This window comes from Sphingobium sp., assembly GCF_041987595.1.
Classification (GTDB): Bacteria; Pseudomonadota; Alphaproteobacteria; order Sphingomonadales; family Sphingomonadaceae; genus Sphingobium.
Genome location: NZ_JBHIWJ010000272.1, coordinates 1 through 504 on the forward strand (window position 1 = coordinate 1; position 504 = coordinate 504).

At 63.3% G+C, this 504-nt stretch carries 1 protein-coding gene; it reads left to right on the forward strand.

Annotated features, from left to right (window positions below; translation table 11 throughout):
• On the forward strand, nucleotides 1-390 hold a 390-nt coding region (locus tag ACFC3J_RS23140), incomplete at its 5' end, for an elongation factor P (protein WP_375198233.1).
• Nucleotides 391-504: the final 114 nt, after the last annotated feature.

The following is a 504-nucleotide window of genomic DNA, read 5'->3' on the forward strand; positions in this document are numbered from 1 at the left end:
GTGGAACGCGCGCGGCTGGACGAGAAGGAATACCAGTATCTCTACGCCGACGGCGAGAGCTTCACCTTCATGGACAACGAGACTTACGACCAGGTGACGATGACCGCCGAGATGATCGGCGAGGAGGCCGTGCCCTTCCTGCAGGAAAACATGAACGTCATGGTCGAGAGCTATGAAGGCGAGCCGATCGGCGTGACCCTGCCGCAGCAGGTGGTGATGGAGATCGTCGAGGCCGACGCCGTGGTCAAGGGCCAGACCGCCTCCTCCTCGTTCAAGCCGGCGGTGCTGGAAAACGGCGTGCGCATCATGGTGCCGCCGCACATCGAGACCGGCACCCGCGTCGTGGTCAACACCGAGGACCGCAGCTACGTCGAGCGCGCGAAGGACTGATTGCTTTGCCCTCTGAGGTGGAGGGTCGCACAGACGACGGTGCGTCCTTCGACAGGCTCAGGATGAGGGGATGAAGAGGATTGCGGAGACGCAGGCGCCGGACGGTATGGCACT